General features: G+C 72.8%; 14 protein-coding genes and 1 riboswitch. Of the genes, 4 read left to right on the top strand and 10 right to left on the bottom strand.

What is annotated here, in order from left to right:
- Positions 1-25: 25 nt before the first annotated feature.
- The 4 genes from OIE75_RS22190 to OIE75_RS22175 form a co-directional block, all read right to left on the bottom strand.
- Complete coding sequence (locus OIE75_RS22190) at positions 26-958, bottom strand: ABC transporter permease (RefSeq protein ID WP_329471936.1); 933 nt, start codon at positions 956-958, stop codon at positions 26-28.
- Positions 945-1,913 (bottom strand): ABC transporter ATP-binding protein, encoded by a 969-nt coding sequence (locus OIE75_RS22185; RefSeq protein WP_329471935.1) that lies wholly within the window; start codon positions 1,911-1,913, stop codon positions 945-947. The genes OIE75_RS22190 and OIE75_RS22185 overlap by 14 nt, the downstream gene beginning before the upstream one ends.
- 28 nt (positions 1,914-1,941) lie before the next feature.
- Positions 1,942-3,156, bottom strand: a complete 1,215-nt coding sequence (locus OIE75_RS22180) for a LolA family protein (RefSeq protein ID WP_329471933.1) — start codon at positions 3,154-3,156, stop codon at positions 1,942-1,944.
- Positions 3,157-3,435: 279 nt separating this feature from the next.
- Positions 3,436-4,446, bottom strand: coding sequence for a polyprenyl synthetase family protein (locus tag OIE75_RS22175; protein WP_307014474.1), 1,011 nt, complete (start codon positions 4,444-4,446; stop codon positions 3,436-3,438).
- 567 nt (positions 4,447-5,013) lie between these two features.
- Positions 5,014-5,169: riboswitch (cyclic di-AMP (ydaO/yuaA leader) on the top strand.
- Positions 5,170-5,172: 3 nt separating this feature from the next.
- Here OIE75_RS22175 and OIE75_RS22170 point away from each other — a divergent pair.
- The gene (locus OIE75_RS22170; protein ID WP_122615695.1) at positions 5,173-5,664 is read left to right on the top strand and encodes a transglycosylase SLT domain-containing protein; all 492 of its coding nucleotides are present in this window, start codon (positions 5,173-5,175) and stop codon (positions 5,662-5,664) included.
- Between the two features lie 15 nt (positions 5,665-5,679).
- Here the strand turns inward: OIE75_RS22170 and OIE75_RS22165 are convergent, their stop codons facing one another.
- Positions 5,680-6,480 (bottom strand): HAD family hydrolase, encoded by an 801-nt coding sequence (locus tag OIE75_RS22165; protein WP_329471932.1) that lies wholly within the window; start codon positions 6,478-6,480, stop codon positions 5,680-5,682.
- A 266-nt stretch (positions 6,481-6,746) separates the two neighbouring features.
- On the opposite strand from OIE75_RS22165, the gene OIE75_RS22160 reads away from it, so the two are divergent.
- The 3 genes from OIE75_RS22160 (at position 6,747) to OIE75_RS22150 (ending at position 10,033) form a co-directional block, all read left to right on the top strand.
- Positions 6,747-7,811 (top strand): GNAT family N-acetyltransferase, encoded by a 1,065-nt coding sequence (locus OIE75_RS22160; protein WP_329471931.1) that lies wholly within the window; start codon positions 6,747-6,749, stop codon positions 7,809-7,811.
- A 27-nt stretch (positions 7,812-7,838) separates the two neighbouring features.
- Positions 7,839-9,185 carry a glycosyltransferase gene (locus OIE75_RS22155; RefSeq protein ID WP_329471930.1) on the top strand — a complete coding sequence of 449 codons (1,347 nt, stop codon included), beginning with the start codon at positions 7,839-7,841 and terminating at the stop codon, positions 9,183-9,185.
- Positions 9,186-9,277: 92 nt separating this feature from the next.
- Positions 9,278-10,033, top strand: coding sequence for a polysaccharide deacetylase family protein (locus OIE75_RS22150; RefSeq protein WP_329474033.1), 756 nt, complete (start codon positions 9,278-9,280; stop codon positions 10,031-10,033).
- A gap of 22 nt (positions 10,034-10,055) precedes the next feature.
- On the opposite strand, the gene OIE75_RS22145 is transcribed toward OIE75_RS22150, so the two are convergent.
- The 5 genes from OIE75_RS22145 to OIE75_RS22125 form a co-directional block, all read right to left on the bottom strand.
- Positions 10,056-11,201, bottom strand: coding sequence for a glycoside hydrolase family 26 protein (locus OIE75_RS22145; RefSeq protein WP_329471929.1), 1,146 nt, complete (start codon positions 11,199-11,201; stop codon positions 10,056-10,058).
- Positions 11,198-11,650 carry a hypothetical protein gene (locus OIE75_RS22140; RefSeq protein WP_329471928.1) on the bottom strand — a complete coding sequence of 151 codons (453 nt, stop codon included), beginning with the start codon at positions 11,648-11,650 and terminating at the stop codon, positions 11,198-11,200. The genes OIE75_RS22145 and OIE75_RS22140 overlap by 4 nt, the downstream gene beginning before the upstream one ends.
- Before the next feature lie 14 nt (positions 11,651-11,664).
- Positions 11,665-13,566: a glycosyltransferase gene (locus tag OIE75_RS22135; protein ID WP_329471927.1), complete on the bottom strand. Its 1,902-nt coding sequence runs from the start codon at positions 13,564-13,566 to the stop codon at positions 11,665-11,667.
- An 81-nt stretch (positions 13,567-13,647) separates the two neighbouring features.
- A complete protein-coding gene (locus OIE75_RS22130) occupies positions 13,648-16,098 on the bottom strand; it encodes a lipopolysaccharide biosynthesis protein (RefSeq protein WP_329471926.1) in 2,451 nt (816 codons plus the stop codon).
- Positions 16,091-17,275 carry a DegT/DnrJ/EryC1/StrS family aminotransferase gene (locus OIE75_RS22125; RefSeq protein WP_329471925.1) on the bottom strand — a complete coding sequence of 395 codons (1,185 nt, stop codon included), beginning with the start codon at positions 17,273-17,275 and terminating at the stop codon, positions 16,091-16,093. The genes OIE75_RS22130 and OIE75_RS22125 overlap by 8 nt, the downstream gene beginning before the upstream one ends.
- Between the last annotated feature and the right edge of the window lie 270 nt (positions 17,276-17,545).

Raw genomic sequence — 17,545 nt, 5'->3', positions numbered from 1 at the left:
GCGTGGCGCCCTACGGGGTGATGTCCTACGCCGTGATGTCCTTCGACGTGAACCGCGCCCACGCCGCCGAGCCGAAGACCGCCGCGTAGAGGGCCTGGAGGCCCAGGTTCTTCACCAGGTCGTCCCAGTAGACCGGTTCGCGCATCAGGTCGGCGAAGGACAGCCAGTGGTGCGAGAAGAAGTACGGCTGGAGCGCGTGCAGCTGGGGGATCTGGTCGAGGATCTGGACCGTGATCAGCAGCCCGACGGTGGTCGCCATCGCCGCGATGCCGCTGCCCGTCAGCGTCGAGACGAACAGGCCGAGGGCCGCGACGCCGACCAGTGAGGCGGCCACCACCAGGGCGATCAGCAGGGCGCGCCCCAGGCCCTCGGCGTAGCCGATCCGGGTGCCGGAGATGGTGATCAGGTCGCCCAGCGGGAAGAGCAGCGCCCCGACCGCGAGCGCCGAGACCGCGACCACCAGGGTGGCGGCGAGGCAGAAGGCGATCACCGTCGCGTACTTGGTGAGCAGCAGCCGGGTGCGCCCGGCCGGGGCGACCAGGAGGTAGCGCAGCGTGCCCGCGCCGGACTCGCCGGCGATCGCGTCGCCCGCGACGACGCCGACGGCCATCGGCAGGAAGAACGGGAGGGTCGCGGCGAGCGCGGTGAAGACCAGGAACAGGCCGTTGTTGCTGATCTGCGAGATGAAGGCCGGGCCCTCGCCGCCACCCCCACCGCCGCCACCGAGCGACGACGACCCGTCGCTCGTCTCGATCTTCACCGCGATGCCCACCAGGACCGGCACGGCGGCCAGGACGCCCAGCAGGGCGAGGGTGCGCCAGCGCCGGAAGGTGATCAGCAGTTCGCTGCGCAGCAGTCCGAGGGACCACAGCGGATTCGGTGTGCGCACCGCACCCACGCCCGCGCCCGGCGTCTCCGCCCGCGCCGGCGGCACGTTCCCCGTCTCAGCCCGCGACATCGAATCCCTCTCCGGTCAGGGCCACGAACGCGTCCTCCAGGGAGGCCCGTTCCAGTGCGAAGCCGCGGACCCGGACGTGGGCCGCGACCAGGGCCGCGTTGACCTCGGCCAGGTCGCGGTCCGGGGGCTCGGCCGTCACCCGGTCCTCGGCGACGACCACGTCCCCGGCGCCCTGCTCCTTCAGCACCCGGGCCGCCTCGCCCGCGTCCGGCGTGTTCACCACCAGCCGGCCGCGCGCCCCGGCCGACAGGTCGGCCACCGCGCCCTGGGTGATCAGGCGTCCCTGGGCCATCACGGCGGCGTGCGTGCAGACCTGCTCGATCTCGTCCAGCAGGTGGGAGGAGAGGAAGACGGTGGTGCCATCGGAGGCCAGTTCGCGGACCAGCGCGCGGATCTCGCGCATGCCCTGGGGGTCGAGCCCGTTGGTCGGCTCGTCCAGGACCAGCAGGCGGCGCGGCTGGAGCAGCGCGGCGGCGAGGCCGAGCCGCTGCTTCATGCCGAGCGAGTACGCCTTCGCCTTCTTGCCGGACGCGGCCGCGAGGCCCACCCGGTCCAGCGCCGCCGCGACGCGCTCGCGCCGGGTGCGCGGGTCGGCGGTCGGGTCGGCGGCGTCGTAGCGCAGGAGGTTGTCGCGGCCGGAGAGGAAGCCGTACAGGGCCGGGCCCTCGATGAGGGCGCCGACCCTGGGCAGTACGGTGCGGGCCGCGCGCGGCATGGGCCGGCCGAGGACCCGGGCGCTGCCCGAGGTCGGTTCGATCAGGCCCATCAGCATGCGGATGGTGGTGGTCTTGCCGGAACCGTTGGGGCCGAGGAAGCCGAAGACGCTGCCCGCCGGGACGGTCAGGTCGAGACCGTCCACGGCGAGCTGTCCGCCGCGGTAGCGCTTGGTGAGCCCGCGGGTGGAGATGACGGCGTCGTCCGCCCGCTCCGGCTCCGTGACGGACGGTTCGGCCATCGGCTTCCTCTCCTGTGCCCCTGCTCCGTTACTTCGCGGCGTTCGCGGCCTTCACCAGCGCGTCCTTGGTGACCGCACCGGCGTAGACCTTGCCGTCCTCGGTGATCAGGGCGTTGACCAGGCGGGTCTTGAAGACCGTGCCCGAGCCGAAGTCGCCCTTGACCTGGTCGCCGAGGGACCCGAGGAAGCCGCCGAGGTCGCCGCCGCCCGCGGCACCCGTGGGCAGGCCCTGGCCGCCGGTGTCGAACGCGGCGATCGAGTTCCAGCCCTCGCCGATGACCTTCAGGCCGTCCAGTTCCTTGGCGAGGTCGCCCTCGGCCTTGCGCCCGTGCTCCGGGGCCTTGGTGGCCTTCTCGTCGGCCTCGGTCACCTTCGCGCCCTTGGGCGGGGTGAAGTCGAACGTCGACGCGTCCGGCTTCGCGAAGCTGACCTTGGTGAAGCCCGCGTCCACGACGGCGGCGCCGCCGCTCGCCGGGGTCAGCGTGAACTTCAGCGGGGTGCCGGTCTCGGCGTCCACGGCGACGGTGATCGCACCGACCGTGGAACCCTTCTGCCTGGGCTCGACGACGAGCCGGTACGCGTCGCGGCCGGCCACCTGGGCGGTGCCGCCGACCTTCACGGACGTGGTGTCGTCGATCGACTTGAGCGCCTGGTCGGCGAAGTCCTTCGGGGTGGCCGGCACGTCCTTCTCCGGCCGCTCCGCGCCGTCGGACGTGGAGTGGTAGACCTCGTTGGACTTGCTGTCGTAGCCCCAGACGTCCTTGCCGTCGTGGATGAGGCTGTACTCGGCGGCGTCCTCCAGCAGGGACACCTTCTGCCGGTCGGGGCCGTCGGCCGCGACGCGCAGGGTGTGGGAGCCGGAGACCAGCTGGGTGAGCTTGGCCGAGGGGTCGGCGGACGAGCCTCCGTCCTTCCCGTCCCCGCCCGGACCGCCGGACATTCCGGACATCAGGCCGCTCTCCAGGCCGCCGAGGTCCGGCAGGCCCAGGTCGGTGCTGATCCGGACCGTGCCGGAGAGCTGCTGGACGTCCGACTCGGCGATCTTCTGGACGAGTTCCTCCGCCGTGACCTTCGGCAGGTCGGGGTCCCCGGAGTCGGCGAGAGCGGGGACCAGCCCGATCGTCGCGGCCGCCACTCCCATCACCGCGACCGGGACGACGTACCGCGCGGCCTTGCGCCGTCGGGCGCTCAGCTCCTCGCCCGCCCCGGGGGTCGTGTTGTCGTCGGAATCGATCGGTGCCATCTGTGCCCTACCTCCGTCGTCGGCGGCGGCTGCTCGCGACCTCGCACTCGTTCACCCGTGAGCCGCCATTCTCACCCGAATCGGTGAGGATTGGTGTTTCCGTGGTGTCCATCTGACCAAATCACCGGAGCGCAATCGTCAGACCGCGGACTCAACTCCACGTACTCCTGCGGGATGACACCGGAGGGCGGTTCCTCCCCCGCCCCGTAGGGGACGGGTACGCCGCCCGCCGACGGAGGGCACCCGCCCGTGGCGCGGCGCACGGGCGGGGCGGGGGGTTCAGCCGGCCCGGTGCACCACGGCGTCGCACAGTTCCACCAGCGCGGCCTTCGCCTCGCACTCCCGCAGCGGGGCCAGGGCCGCGCGGGCTTCCTTGGCGTAGCGGACGGTGTCCCGCCGGGCGTGCTCCAGCGCGGGGTGGGCACGCAGCAGGCGCAGTGCCTCGGCGTGCCGGGCGTCGTCGCTCAGGTCGGAGGCGAGCAGCTCGCTCAGCGCGACGTCCTCGGCGAGGCCCAGCCGGGCCGCGCGCTCGCGCAGCCGGAGCACCGGCAGGGTGGGGATGCCCTCGCGCAGGTCCGTGCCGGGCGTCTTGCCCGACTCGTGGGAGTCGGAGGCGATGTCCAGGACGTCGTCCGCGAGCTGGAAGGCGACGCCGAGCCGCTCGCCGTACTGGGTGAGCACGTCCACGACCGTCTCGTCGGCGCCCGACATCATCGCGCCGAACCGGCAGGAGACGGCCACCAGCGAGCCGGTCTTGCCGCCCAGCACGTCCAGGTAGTGGTCGACGGGGTCCCGGCCGTCCTGCGGGCCCGCCGTCTCCAGGATCTGGCCGGTGACCAGCCGCTCGAACGCGAGGGCCTGCACGCGGACCGCCTCGGGCCCGAGGTCGGCGAGGATCTGGGAGGCACGGGCGAACAGGAAGTCGCCGGTCAGGACCGCGACCGAGTTGTCCCAGCGGACATTGGCGCTGGCGACCCCGCGCCGCACGGCGGCCTCGTCCATCACGTCGTCGTGGTACAGCGTGGCCAGGTGGGTCAGCTCCACCACCACGGCCGAGGGCACGATCCCGGGGGCATAGGGGTCACCGAACTGGGCCGAGAGCATCACAAGGAGCGGCCGGAACCGCTTGCCGCCGGCCCGCACCAGATGCTGGGCGGCCTCCGTGATGAAGGGCACCTCGCTTTTGGTTGCCTCAAGCAACCCTTCCTCGACCGCGACCAATCCGGCCTGGACATCGGCTTCCAGAGCCTGGTCCCGCACGCTCAGCCCGAACGGCCCGACGACGGTCACGAGGGGTCTCCTGTCTGCTGGTGTCTACTGGCGATTACCTGGTTTGTCGATAGGTCGCTGCCACCACTCGAGTCAGCGTATCCGGTCACCTTTCGATCACCGCTAGCGCCCACCGTTACAGGCCGGGCGGTATCGGATCATGAGCGGTATGTTTTTGATCGGTCGATATGACCACATATTGACCGATACCAATATCGCCTCCCCGGTCCCGAACGGATGCCCGCGCGGCACGCGAAAACACCGGACGGGCGAAGCACTCTGCATCCAGGGCCGGTTGGAGCACAGTTGGGACTAATGCCCGTTTTGCCGCGCTTGTTGAGGCCCGTGAGTTGGCTCACTCCGGAGCACCCTCGGGCAACCCCGCCGCAACCTGCGCCCTCCCTTTGTCCCGCAAGCCAGTTGAGGCTTGGCAACCGCAAAGGATCAAGAGCCCCAAACGCCTCAGACCAAGGTCAACAGGGCGTTGGGTGATTCCTGCACTTGTTTCGGACATGTGCTCTCGCATACGTTCCCGGCCTGTCGGGCGGACGCCGAATCCTGCCATCGCCCGTACACACAGTCATCCACTCAACTCACTCGCCGGCAGGAGCGGGGGACCCAGGTAAGTCGCCGCACCGGTCACCACCGGAGCGGCTCGGGGTGAAGCCGTACCCGTCAGGGCGCGGCCGGGCACCTCCCCGCCCGAACCCGACAGCTCACCTCGCAGGCGTCAGGAGAGGGATACAGATGTCTGCCAACGGTCAGAACCGTCACGCCCGGACCACCCGCATCGCCCGCAGGCTCGCCGTGGCCGGCACCGGTGTCGCGGTGCTCGCCCTGCCGCTCATCGGCGCCACCGGCGCGTCCGCGGCCACCCCGGCCGCCACCAAGACGGCCGCCACGGCGGCGACCACGTACCCGGACAACCTCGACGGCTGGATCCGCGAGTCGCTCGACGTCATGGCGCAGCACGGCATCCCCGGCTCGTACGAGGGCATTCACCGCAACATCATGCGGGAGTCGTCCGGCAACCCGCTCGCCATCAACAACTGGGACATCAACGCCATCAACGGCACCCCGTCCAAGGGCCTGCTCCAGGTGATCGACCCGACCTTCCAGGCGTACCACGTCGAGGGCACCTCCTGGGACCCGTACGACCCGGTCGCCAACATCACCGCCGCCTGCAACTACGCGGCCGACCGGTACGGCTCGATGGACAACGTCTTCGGCGCGTACTGAGCCGCACCGGGACGTTCAGAAGACCCGTTCGAGGACGACGGCCACGCCGTCGTCCTCGTTCGTCGTCGTGACCTCGTCGGCCACCGCCTTGAGTTCGGGGTGGGCACCGGCCATGGCGACGCCGTGCGCCGCCCAGTCGAACATGGGGATGTCGTTGGGCATGTCGCCGAAGGCGATCGTGTGCCGCCGGCCCACCCCCAGGTGCTCGGCGGCCAGCGCCAGGCCGGTCGCCTTGGTGATGCCGCACGGCTGCAGCTCCACCGTGCCGGGCCCCGACATGGTGACCGTCGCGAGGGAGCCGACCACCGCGCGCGCCGTCGACGCCAACTCGTCGTCGCTCAGGTCGGGGTGGCGCAGCAGCACCTTGCTGATCGGGGTGCGCCACAGCTGGTCGCGCCGCTCCACCCGCACCGCGGGCAGCGTGGGGTGGGGCATCAGGTACCCGGGCTCGATGAGGGTCAGGCCGTCGACGCCGTCCTGGTCGACCGCGGCGTGCACCTGGCCCACCTCGGCCTCGATCTTGCCGAGCGCGGTCTCCGCCAGCTCCCGGTCCAGGGTCACCGACCACAGCATCCGGTGCGCGCCGGCGTCGTACACCTGCGCGCCCTGCCCGCACACCGCGAGCCCCGTGCACCCGAGGCGGTCGAGCAGGGGCCGCACCCGGGGTGCCGGGCGCCCCGTCACCACCAGGTGCCGCGCACCCGCCCGGGCCACCCGCGCCAGCGCGGCCAGCGACCGTTCGGAGACGGTGTCGTCGCCGCGGAGCAGCGTGCCGTCGAGATCGGTGGCGACGAGTGAGTATGCGGTGCGGTCCATGATCAGAGAATACGGACGCGACACCCATCCGACTCACCCGCGACCGGTTCCGAACGAGGACGCAGCGAGTGCGTTCGAACGCGCACGACGACGCACGAACATGTCCGAAACCTGGCACATCATCGGCTAAAGCCGGTTAAAGGCCTGTGCACCGGTTGGCAACAACATGGTCTGCTACCTACCCCTCGAGTCAGCCCCCGGGGTACCTTCCTGTTGTCCAGGGGGGACTTGATCGGGGGGTCGGGTTGAACAGCGGACGCGTACGTGTGCTCGGGCCACAGGAGCTGGGCGAGGGGGAACGGGAGCACTGGCGGGACATACGCGCCAAGTCGACGGCGCCGCGCAACCCTTTCATGGAACCGGAGTTCACCGACGCCGTGGGCCGGGTACGGCCGCGGGCGCGGGTGGCGGTGCTGTACGACGGCGGTGAGGCGGCCGGATTCCTGCCGCACGAACGCGGACCGCTGGGCCAGGGCCGGGCGATCGGGCTGGGGGTGTCGGACTGCCAGGGCGCGGTGCTGCGCCAGGGCCTCGCCCCGGATCCCCGCGGACTGCTGCGGGCCTGCTCCCTGTCGAGTCTCGCCTTCGACAACCTGGAGGCCGAACAGGGGCTGTTCGTGCCGTACGCCGCCGAGGAGCACACCACCTACGTCATCGACGTGGAGAAGGGCTACGAGGCGTACGAGAACGTCCTGCGCACCCAGTCGCCGAAGTTCCTGAAGACCACGCTCGCCAAGGAGCGCAGGCTGGGCCGCCAGGCCGGCGCCGTGCGCTTCGTCTTCGACGAGCGTGAGCCGGCCGCGCTGCGCACGCTCATGGAGTGGAAGTCCGCGCAGTACCGCAGGACGGGACGCCGGGACCGGTTCGCGCAGGAGTGGATCAGCCGGCTCGTCGGCAGGCTCACCCAGACGCGCGCGCCGGAGTGCACGGGCACCCTGTCCGTGCTCTACGCGGGCGGCCGGCCGGTCGCCGCCCACTTCGGGCTGCGTTCGGCGACGGTCCTGGCGTGCTGGTTCCCGGCCTACGACCCGGACTTCGCCAAGTACTCGCCGGGGCTCGTCCTGCACCTGCGGATGGCGGAGGCCGCGGCCGCCGAGGGCATCGGGCTGCTGGACATGGGGCGGGGCCCGGCGGAGTACAAGGACTCGCTGAAGACCGGGGAACTGCCGGTGTACGAGGGGGCGGCGACGCGCCCGGGGGCGGGCGCCGCCCTGCACTGGCTCGGCCGCGAACCGGCCCGCCGCGCGCACGGCTTCGTGCGCGACCGGCCGCGGCTGGCGTCGCTCGCGGTACGGACGTTGAGGGGCGCGGCCCGGCTGCGCAGGTCCTGACGAGGTCAACCACGAGGGGGTGGGCGCATGGCCGGTGGGCGGCGTGCGCGGCAGGAGACGTTGCGGGAGACACGGCGGGAGATCGACGACTTCCTGCGCATCGGGGCGGTGCAGGTGGCCGAGCTGGATCTCGGCGACGGCACCGGCGCGGCGGGGGAAGAGGGGGAGGCGGCGGTACTGCGGCCGGGCCCGGGGAGCCCGCCGGTGACGTCCGGCGCGGTGTTCGTGCTGGTCAGACGCGCGGGCCTGCCCGTGGGCACGCTCCTAGGGCAGGTCCCCGAGGGCGCGGACCCCACACGGGTGCTGGCCGGGCTCGCGCGGGAGCTGCCCCGGGGAGCGCCGCCCGAGCCACGGCCCGCGCCGCCGTCCGTCAGTGTCGTGGTCGCCACCCGGGAACGCGCGGACCAGCTCGCCCGCGCCCTCGACTCGCTGCTCGCCCAGGACCACCCGGACTTCGAGATCGTCGTGGTCGACAACGCGCCCGTGACCGGTGAGACCCGGGAGCTGATCGAGCGGAAGTACGGCGAGCGGGTGCGGTACGTGTGCGAGCCGGTCCCCGGACTCGCCGTCGCGCACAACCGGGGCCTCGCGATGGTCCGGGGCGAGGTGGTCGCCTTCACCGACGACGACGTGGTCGCCGACCCGCGCTGGCTCACCGAACTGACCGCGCCGTTCGCCGCCGACCCGCGTCTCGGCTGTACCACCGGCCTGATCCTGCCCGCGCGGCTGAGCACCCCCGCCCAGGTGCTCCTGGAGGGCCACGGCGGCTTCTCGAAGGGCTTCGTCCCGCGCACGTACGACCCGGAGCAACCGCCCGCCGACGAGCCCCTGTTCCCGTTCACCGCGGGCCGGTTCGGCTCGGGCGCCAACATGGCCTTCCGTACGGCGGTGCTGCGGACGGTCGGCGGCTTCGACCCGGCGACCGGCGCGGGCACCCCCGCGCGGGGCGGCGACGACCTCTACGGGTTCGTCCGCGTCCTCGCCCAGGGGCAGCGGCTGCACTACACGCCCCGGGCGCTGGTCTGGCACCACCACCGGGAGACCTGGCGCGACCTGGAGACCCAGGCGTACGGCTACGGCGCCGGCCTCACCGCGTACCTCACGGCGATCCTGGTGAACCGGCCGGCGCTGCTGCCGGCCCTCCTCGCCCGGGTGCCGGGCGGACTCGCGCACGCCCGGCGCCTGACCGCCGTACGCGCCACCGCCACCGGCGAGGACGCGGAGGCGGTGGGGGCGCCGGGCGGTCACGACTCCCGTACGCATCCCTGGCCGCGGCGCCTGGCGCGGTTGCAGCGCCGGGGCATGCTGTACGGCCCCGTCGGCTATCTGCGCGCCCGGCGCGCGCTGCGTGCGGCCGGGGGTGAGGCGCGGTGAGCGGGGCCGGGGCACCGGGAGCGGGCGGTGCGCGCGAGGGCGTCCGGGCGCCGGGTGGCGGACACATACCCGTGTTCCTGTACCACGCGGTGATGGAGGACCCGCCGTCGTGGATCGCCGAGTTCACCGTCACGCCGAAGGAGTTCGCCGCGCAGCTGGACGCGATCGTCGACAGCGGCATGAGGCCCGTCACGATCAGTGCGCTCGCCGACCATCTCGCCGGGCGGGCGCCGCTGCCGCCCCGGCCGGTGCTGCTCACCTTCGACGACGGCTTCGCCGACCTGCCCGGGCCCACCGCCGAGGCGCTGGCCGAGCGGGCGCTGCCCGCCACCGCGTACCTCACCACCGGGGCCATCGTGCCGGGCGGCCGCAGTCTGCTGCCGCCCGCCCCGATGATGACGCTGGACGCGGTGGCCGGGCTGGAACGTTCCGGCATGGAGATCGGCAGCCACACCGTCACGCACGCGCAGCTCGACACCCTGTCCGGCACGGCCCTGGCGCACGAACTCCGCGAGTCCAAGGCGGTCCTGGAGGACGCCCTCGGGCATCCGGTCCGCCACCTCGCCTACCCGCACGGCTACAACAGCGCGAAGGTGCGGGCGTCGTCGGCCCGGGCCGGGTACGAGACGGCGACCGCCGTGCGGCACGCGCTCAGCTCGGACCGCGACGAGCGGTACCGCATCGCCCGGCTGATCGTGCGGCGGAGCCACACGGTCGCCGACGTCGAGTCCTGGCTGGCGGGCGGCGGCGCCCGCGTCGCCCCCTACCGCGACGGCCCGAAGACCGTCGCGTGGCGCTGGTACCGGCGGGGGCGGGCGATGGTGCGGGGCCCCGAGTTCGCGGGGTAGGGCCTGTCCGGCGGGGTGGCGGTCAGCCGTGCGGCTGGTTGAGGTGCGGGTCGGCGGCCACCTCCCGCAGGCTGTCCCACGCCTGGCCGTTCGCCACGGCCAGGTTGCAGTGCGGTCCCGGGTCGCGGTAGTTCCACTGGAGGGCCGCCTTGACGCCTTCCAGGTCCTTGAGCACCCGGGGCACCTGCGCGTACCACTCCGCCTGCCGGTCCGGGCGCTTCGGGTCGGAGGCGCTGCCGAACTCCGAGAGCATCAGGGGCTTGTCGTCGGAGATGTGGGCGCGGATCCAGTCGTGGGTGGCGTACTGCGTCTGCGCGAAGCTGAGCCAGCCGGTCTTGTGGCAGAGGTAGTAGTTGTACTGGTTGTAGCCGATCCAGTCGACGTAGTCGTCGCCCGGGTACATCCGCTCGAACAGGTCGCCGTGGTTCAGGTATCCGGTGATGATCCAGGTCCACACCACGTTGTCGACGCCCAGTTCGCGGAAGCGGTCGTGGATGTGGCGGTAGGCGCGGACGTAGTCGGCGGGGGTGCCGTTGTCCGGGGTGCGGGTGTCCATCTCCAGGTCGAAGGAGAGGAACACCTTCTTGCCCGTGCGCTGCCCGTACTCCTTGACGCGCCGCGCCTGGACGTCGATCACCGACTCGTCCAGGTCGCCGGCGGCGATCTGCCTCCAGGTGGGCTGCCGGCCCTTGGTGCCGCCCCACCACTTGCTCTCCCAGGACAGCAGCAGCATGCGGTCCTCGCCGACGCGCTGTTCCTGCTCGGTGAGGAGCTGGCCCTCCAGCCGGGTCTCCGTGACGGCGGACATGTCGTGGTACGTGTACACGATGTCGAGCCCACGGCCGACGTTCTTCTCGTACTCCCGGACCTTCGCGGCCAGGTCGGACTTGTCGTGCGGCACGAAGGCGCCGAACCAGGCGCCGCAGGGCGGTTCGAGGAGGGCGGTGGGGCGGCATCTCGGGTCGTCGGCCGGGTCGGCGGGTCCCGAGGCGTCGCGCAGGGCGAGCACCGCGACCAGGACCGCGCAGATGGCGGTGATGGACGTGATCAGCAGGCGGCGCCTGCCCGGGGTCGCGGGGCGTGCGGGGCGCGTCGGGTGCGTTGGTCGGCGGTGCTGTCCGGTCGTCGAGTCCGCGTTGGTGCGGCGAGCGGGACGGGCGAACCTCACAGAGTGGAACCCTTCCGTGTCGGTGGCGCGGCGCCCGGCGCCGTCCTGGGCGCCGGCAGGGCACGCAGGCTCGGGCAGAAGGCGGCGAGGGTGGTCAGCAGGGTGAGCGCCAGCAGGACGCGGTCGCCGCTGAGGGCGTGCGTGGCGATCAGCGCCGTGGCGACGAGGATCGCGGCGCTGACGCTCAGCAGGACGGCCAGCACCAGCTGTTCCAGCAGGTCGGAGTGGCGCTCGAAGGCGTCTTCCCGGTGCTCGGCGGGGGCCTCGGCACGGCGGGCCCGGAGGGCGGGCCCGCAGATTCTGACCAGGGCGGCGCCGGGGCCGACGGCCAGGAAGACGGCGACGGCCGCGCCGCGCAGCGGGGAGCCGCCGGGCAGGGCGAGCGCGGCGAGCGCCAGCCAGCCGGCGAAGGGGGGCAGCATGCGGATCACGAGGTCCTGCGGTGTCATGGTGGGTGCCCTCCTCAGCTCGCCGGTTTCAGGACGTAGAGCACGCCCGCGCTGTTCTGCGCCACGCGCTCGAAGCGCGGCGAGTCCGCGACGGACTCCCGGACGCGTCTCAACTGGGCCTTGTTCAGCTGGCCGTTCATCTCGGAGTTGGCCACCTGCCCCTGGGTGAGCAGGAAGTAGGCGCGGGCCGGTGCTTCCACGCCGGCCATGTCGCGGGCGAGGACGGCCGACGGGTCGCGCACGATGTCGTCGACGTGGGTCCGGGTGTCCTCGAGGAACCAGTAGTGGTCGACCCGCCAGTACTGCTCGTAGGCGAGCGGGTAGTTGCGGTTGGCGGCGACGACGAGGGAGTCGTCGGGCGCCTGGTCGAAGAGCTGCCGCACGAGCGCCACCTCGCCGGGCGGGAAGTAGTTGACGCGGTCCTTGCCCGAGTAGCTCGGTACGAAGGCGAGGGTCCCGGCGAGCAGCACGAGCGGTGACAGCCAGGCCGCGTACCGCAGGGGCGGCAGCGAGGGCAGGGGGGACCGGCGGCGTGGGGCGGGGGCGGGCGGTGCTCCACGCTCCGTCTCCCGCGTGTCGGCGGCCGGCGCGGGGACCCTGGGCAGCAGCGCGGCGGCGGCGAAGAAGGCCGCGCCGGGCAGCATGAACATCAGCACCCGGAAGATCATCTCGCTGCCGTAACTGCTCGCCACGAACATCGGCAACGGGGCTGCCGCGACCAGCAGCAGCGGCAGCGCCCGCTGCCGCAGCGTCCTTTGGCGCAGTACGCCGGCCAGCGCCAGCAGCAGTACGGAACCCGAGAGCAGCCGGGCCGCCCAGGAGGTGGCGACCGCGCCGGTGCCGGTGGGCGTGGACCCGTACCCGGTCTCGACGTTGGCGCCGATGTCGCCGACGGAACGGATCAGGTCCGGCATGGCCGCGGACAGGAAGGGCAGCGCGGCGGTGAGACACCAGGCCAGGAAGATCACGACCGTGGTGACCAGCGGGACCCAGTCGCGGTGGCGTCGGGTGAAGGCCAGCGCGAGGAGCGTGACGACGAGCATGCCGGGCGTCAGCTGGTGCGAGACGACGATGGCGATGACCAGCACGCTGAGCAGCACGGTCCACACCGCCTGCCGCTGCCGGTCGCTCCGGCCGCCGGGACGGCCGTAGCGGCGCAGGACGACCGCGAGGACGCCCAGGTGCAGGGCGAAGGCGACGGACTGCGGCGAGAAGTAGTCCTGGCCCACCCAGTTGCCGACGCAGAACAGCCACACGGCGGTCCAGATCAGGCGCCGGTCCTCGGTGAAAGTCCGGTAGATGAGCAGCAGCGGCAGGAGCAGCAGCACGCTGGAGACCAGCGGCCACCACGCCATGTACATCGCCGCGTTGTCCACGCCCAGCAGCCGCACCAGCGCGGCCTGCGCCGCGAAGAAGCCGGGCCACTGGTCGTACACCGCCATGTCGCCGAGCTGGTCCGCGCTCTGGAGTCCGCCGGACGTCAGCAGGTGGTCGATGACCGCGTCGTGCTTCCACGCCCACGCGTACAGCGGGGTCGGGTAGAGCACGGCCTGGGTGGCCCGCTCGATCACCAGCAGTCCGAGGACGTACGCCGCCGGCCAGGCGGCCCGGCGGTGCGGGTCGCGGACCGTGAACCAGAAGCCCGCGGTGAGCACGGCGAGGCCGGCCCAGAAGGTGGGGTGCAGCGCGCTGACGAGGCCGTAGTCGTCCAGGGCGGACACGTCGGTGTGCCGCACCGCGTAGACCCACAGGGCGAGCGCCGCGAGCAGCGGAACTGCGGGCCGGGCGGCGGGGGTGGGGGCGGGGGCGGACGGGTCCGGCCGGGCGGAGGCCTCGTGCGAACGCGTGGTGGCCGCCTCCTGCGAGGTGCGGGAGTCGTGCTCGGGGTGTTCGGGGGTCTCCCCGGTCTCGGGCACGGGCTCTGGTGCGGATCTCTCCCGTGGAGTTGCTGGCGGACGCACGACGGTTCCCCCCTGGCGAATCGGCTCTGTGCTTGATCAGTCCCGGAACGTGTCTGTCGGTCTGGTGTGGCTGGTGTGGCTGGTGTGGCTGGTGTGGTTGCTGCTGTCGCTGATGTGTTGGGTGTGATTGGTGGTGTGATTGGTGGTGTGTTCGGTGGGTCTTGTGTGGTGCGGAGACTCGGCCGGGCGGCGCACCGACAGGAGCAGGGCGGCGAGGACGAGCAGCAGGAGGAGCGGCGGCGCCACCGGCGCGAGTTCCTGCCGCCAGAGCCAGCTCCCGACCGCGGCGAGATAGAGGACACCCCAGCGCCCCTGCCAGGGCAGCCGGTTGCCCGCCTTCGTGAGCAGCCTCCACAGCGGCAGGAGGCACAGCAACTGGAGGACGAGCGGTGCCCAGCGCAGGACCGGGTCCGGTCCGTCGAGGCCCAGCGCCTCCGCGAGGAATCCGGCGGCCCTCGCGTACAACTCCCCGCCCACCGCCTCCGGTTCCCGGCCGAGGGCGACGGGCGCCGCGTGCAGCGCGAGTACGGCGGAGCCCAGCGCGGCGCCGGGGAGCCAAGGGTCGGGGCGTACGGACAGGGTCACCGCCGCGACGAACACCACGAGCAGCAGGGCGCCCGCGACCAGCGCCGGGAGGGGCAGCCCGCGCAGCAGCTCCCGGCCGGTGAGTTCGGCGCCGGTCCCGGACGTGCCGTCCAGCCAGGGCAGTCCGCGCGACGCCGCCCAGAAGACGACGGTGGCGGCGGCGAACAGCAGCCACAGGGCGGGCCTGAGGCAGCGCTCGGGGATCGGGCCCGGGTCGTCGTCGTGGGGACCGGGGGCGTCGGCGTTCGCGGCGTGGACGTGGGCGTCCGGTCCGTGGACGTGCGTGTCCGGGTCGTGGACGTGGGCGTCCGGGTCGGGGTGGCGTGGCCGGCGGATCACGGCGAGGGTGTCCGCCTCCAGGGCCTCCCGTTCGTACCCGGGGCGCCCTATGAACAGGGCGACGGTGTCCTCCCCGGACGCGTCCTCGGACCGTCCGTGCTCGGACGCCGCCCGCCGGGCCCAGGTCGTGCCGTACCCGGCGGTGGGGTTCAGCCGGGCCGGGCCGTGGCCGTGGGAGGCACCGGGCCGTGGCTTCGGTCCGAGCGGGCCGGTGTCCACCGTGGCAGCCGGGTCGCCGGAACGACCGGCCCCTTCGATGCCCCGCAGGGCGGAGCGCAGGCCGGGTGCGCAGCCCAGGGCGACCACCGTCATGCTCACCAGCACCGCCCAGCCGGCACCGGAGATCCCGGCCGGCGTGAACAGCATCGCCGCGCTGCCCAGGACGAGGACGCACATGGCGCCCTGCACCGCGGCGAGCACGCCGGTGCGCCCCTGGACGCGGAGTACGCCGATGTACAGCTCGACCACGATCCTCGGCAGCGCCCCGAGGGCGAGCAGCCGCAGCACCGTGGAGCCGTGCTCGGCGTAGTCCTCGTCGAAGGGCGCGAGGATCTGCGGGGCGAAGACGACCAGGAAGAGCACCACCGGCACCAGCAGCACCGTCATGCGGCGCAGCGCTCCCCGGATGCCGTCGGCGAGGCGGCGCGGGTCGTGCGAGGCGTGCGCGGTGAGCGAGGAGGCCATGTTGATGGCCATGAACTCCATCGTGCCGCCGACGGTGTAGGCCACGTAGAAGTAGCCGTTCTGCGCGGCGCTGAAGTTGACCGCGACCATCACCGGCAGCAGATTGATCATCGCCAGGCTGAACAGCGCACCCAGCGAGTCCCCGGCCAGGAAGCGCCCCATCTCGCGGGTCTTCGGCGGCTCCACGTCGCGGTCGGCCTCGGCCTGGCGCGGGATCAGCCTGCGGAAGATCAGCCAGCCCAGCGGCAGGGTGGAGAAGGCGATGGCCACGGCCCAGGACACGAAGATGCCGAGCACCGGCAGCGAGGCGGCGAAGAGGGCGAGCAGGATCAGCTTCCCGACCGAGAACACCGCGTTCCCCGCGGGCACCCACTCCGCCTTGCGCAAGCCGGTCAGCACACCGTCCTGGAGGGTGAGCAGCGCCCAGGCCACGCACGCCAGGACGAACAGGGTCCCCATCGCGGCGGTGCCCAGCGGCGCGTACGAGGCACCCCACAGGTCGAGAGTGAGCAGGAAGACCACCGCGGCGACGGCGACGACCACCGAACTCGCCGCGTACGCACGCCACACCAGCGGTCCGGTGGCGCGGCCCGCGCGCGGCACGAAGCGGACCACGGCGCCGATCATCGTCGTCGCCGTGATGCTGGCGAGCAGCCGCATGGCGGCGATGGCGGCGGAGCCCTGTCCGACGGCCTCCTCCGAGTAGTAGCGGGCGGCCACGAGCCAGAAGCCGAGGCCGAGCACGGCCGAGACGCCGGTGCTGAGCATCAGGAAGTAGGCGTTCTTGAAGAGCGAGTCGCCCCCGTGCCCGCTCTCGGGCAGCGCGGTGCCGCCGTCCGCCGGCTCGACGGCCGTCTCGTGCACCCGGGTCTCAGCCACCGGACGGAATCAACCCCTCCGGTGCCTTGGCCGGTCGTACGCCGGACTCCTCGAGCGCCGCGATCACGGCGCGGGCCCGCAGCGGTTCGACGGGCAGCGCGTGCCGCGCGAACCAGCGTGCCCCCTCGGGCGCGGGCGACGGGTCGGTGAAGGCGGCGCCCGCGTAGTCGTCGAGCGGCGGGTCGTAGAGGTAGCCGACGATGATGCCGCGCCGGGCCAGCGCCCGGACCGCCGCGTCCCGGTCGGCCACGAGCAGCGGCACGCGGAACAGGGGCTGTGTCCTGCCGGGGGTCCGGCTCCGCGTTCCCTCCCACCCGGCCGGTCCCGCCCAGGGCGTCGACAGCAGCAGCTCCGTCCCCACCCGGCAGTCCGCCAGTACCTGGTCCAGCCGGTCGAGCCCGCGCCCGATCCGGCCGAGCCGGAACCGGCCGCCGCGCAGCCGGTAGTCGTGCATGTCGACGCGGACCCAGGGGTCGTGGGCGTCGAGGCCGGGTGCCGAGGCGGCGGCGCGGGCCAGCTCCTCCGGACGCAGCGGCATCCGGATCTCCTCGCGCTCCATCCGCCCCAGCAGCCGCAGCGTGGCCCAGGCGGCCGTGCGCAGCCCCAGCCCGCGCACGGCGGCCTCCGCGTACGGCCGTGCGGCGTAGGCGACTTCGGCCCTCGTACGGCGCGGCATCAGCAGGTCTTCGCAGGCCTTCGCCAGCGTCTCCCGCAGCCCCGGGTCGGCGACCGCGAGGATGCCCCCGGCCTTGGCGCCGACGTGCTTGGACAGGCTGAAGACGGAGGCGTCGCCCCAGGCGCCGACCGGCCGGCCGCCCACTTCGCTGCCGATGGCGTGCGCCGCGTCCTCGAACAGCGGGATGCCCAGGGCGTCGCAGCGGGCGCGCAACCGGGGCGCCTGGTCCGGGTTGCCGTACAGGTTGGTCGTCAGTACGGCGGACAGCGAGCCCCAGACGTCGTCGGGCACGGCGTCGACGTCGATGGACGCGTCCGACGGGTCCAGCGGCGCCTGTACGGGGCGCAGCCCGGCCGCGAGCACGACGAAGAAGATGACATCGTCGTTGACCGGTGACATCAGGACCCGGCCGCCGGGCGGGCACCAGTGACGCAGTGCCGCGTACAGCCCGAATCGGCATGACGGTACATACACGCATTCCCGGTCGAGCCGGCCGCGCATGGTCTCTTCCAGCCGTCTGCCCGGCCGTGAACCATCCCGCCCCGAACCCGGACCGGCCTCCCCAATGGCCATCCGTTCCCCCCAGATGTGCCGTCGACGGCCCCCTCCCCGAGACCTCCCGGCACCCGCCCAGAGTCTCCCTGTTCGCACCGCTCCGTCAAGATTGCGTGTCGGCCTGTGGACAACTTCCCGCACACGAACGGACGCGGAGCGCCACATCCACAACCGTGCGCGCGGGCGTGCGCCGCCGGCGAAGGTCCCGTCCCACGG

The organism is Streptomyces sp. NBC_01723 (assembly GCF_036246005.1).
GTDB lineage: Bacteria > Actinomycetota > Actinomycetes > Streptomycetales > Streptomycetaceae > Streptomyces.
The sequence above is the reverse complement of the archived record's forward strand: the minus strand, read 5'-3'. Positions and strand labels throughout refer to the sequence as shown.

Excerpts from the sequence above, each read along its gene's own strand:
- OIE75_RS22190 (WP_329471936.1), bottom strand. The coding sequence starts at position 958 with ATGTCGCGGGCTGAGACGGGGAACGTGCCGCCGGCGCGGGCGGAGACG.
- OIE75_RS22185 (WP_329471935.1), bottom strand. The coding sequence starts at position 1,913 with ATGGCCGAACCGTCCGTCACGGAGCCGGAGCGGGCGGACGACGCCGTC.
- OIE75_RS22180 (WP_329471933.1), bottom strand. The coding sequence starts at position 3,156 with ATGGCACCGATCGATTCCGACGACAACACGACCCCCGGGGCGGGCGAG.
- OIE75_RS22170 (WP_122615695.1), top strand. The coding sequence starts at position 5,173 with ATGTCTGCCAACGGTCAGAACCGTCACGCCCGGACCACCCGCATCGCC.
- OIE75_RS22165 (WP_329471932.1), bottom strand. The coding sequence starts at position 6,480 with ATGGACCGCACCGCATACTCACTCGTCGCCACCGATCTCGACGGCACG.
- OIE75_RS22155 (WP_329471930.1), top strand. The coding sequence starts at position 7,839 with ATGGCCGGTGGGCGGCGTGCGCGGCAGGAGACGTTGCGGGAGACACGG.
- OIE75_RS22150 (WP_329474033.1), top strand. The coding sequence starts at position 9,278 with ATGGAGGACCCGCCGTCGTGGATCGCCGAGTTCACCGTCACGCCGAAG.
- OIE75_RS22140 (WP_329471928.1), bottom strand. The coding sequence starts at position 11,650 with ATGACACCGCAGGACCTCGTGATCCGCATGCTGCCCCCCTTCGCCGGC.
- OIE75_RS22125 (WP_329471925.1), bottom strand. The coding sequence starts at position 17,275 with ATGCGCGGCCGGCTCGACCGGGAATGCGTGTATGTACCGTCATGCCGA.